The sequence below is a fragment of the Chryseobacterium sp. SIMBA_038 genome (genome assembly GCF_046535115.1).
Taxonomy (GTDB): domain Bacteria; phylum Bacteroidota; class Bacteroidia; order Flavobacteriales; family Weeksellaceae; genus Chryseobacterium.
In genome coordinates this window covers 1-240 of record NZ_JAWRXH010000408.1, presented here as the reverse complement: position 1 = coordinate 240, position 240 = coordinate 1, and the positions used below count along the sequence as shown (strand labels likewise).

The window sequence follows — 240 nt, the reverse complement described above, 5'->3', positions numbered from 1 at the left end:
AAGGGTTATTGGGAAGTGCAAAGACACCTACTTTCCCTTACAATGATCTGGCTAAAGATTATCAGACAAAAAAAGATAACATCCGTTATACCCCTTTCGGAAATACACTGACTTTGAAGTTGGCAGAAGCGTCTGTAGAAGGTGAAAAGCTAGGAGGTGATGCTATTACAGACTTTTTAGCAATCAACTTGGCTTCCACGGATTATGCTGGGCATAAGTTCGGGCCGAACTCCATTGAAG

Annotated in this window: 1 protein-coding gene; it reads left to right on the top strand. The window is 42.1% G+C overall.

Annotated features, from left to right (window positions below; all coding sequences use genetic code 11):
• On the top strand, positions 1 to 240 hold a 240-nt coding region (locus tag SB689_RS24075; RefSeq protein WP_410694541.1), incomplete at both ends, for an alkaline phosphatase family protein.